1 protein-coding gene is annotated in these 421 nt (G+C 42.5%); it reads left to right on the top strand.

The window, feature by feature from the left end:
• Positions 1-421, top strand: a 421-nt coding sequence (locus HC176_RS16825) for an EF-Tu/IF-2/RF-3 family GTPase (RefSeq protein ID WP_245234942.1), incomplete at both ends; no start/stop codon positions are given.

The following is a 421-nucleotide window of genomic DNA, read 5'->3' as shown; positions in this document are numbered from 1 at the left end:
ACGGTTCAGCCAAAAATAACTGGATGAGCGATGACTGGAGAAACCAAACCGACAGTATTGAGCCGCTTCTTGATATGGTTATAGAACATGTTCCATCTCCTAAGACAGAGGAAGGTTCTCCTCAAATGTTGATCACTTCTCTTGATTTTTCCTCGTTTACCGGGAGGATCGCCATTGGTCGCCTTCAACGGGGAACTCTAAAAGAAGGAATGCCTGTTGCTTTGGTAAAAAGAGATGGCAGCATCAAAAAAACAAGAATAAAGGAATTACACATATTTGAAGGTCTTGGTCGCAGAAAGATCGAAGAAGTAAATGCAGGTGATATTTGTGCTATAGTTGGACTGGAAGGCTTTGAGATTGGAGACACCGTTGCCGATCTTGAAAATCCCGAAGGACTAAAAACTATTGCTATCGATGAGCC

It is taken from the genome of Tamlana crocina, from assembly GCF_012037625.1.
This window is presented reverse-complemented; position numbering and strand designations above follow the sequence as displayed.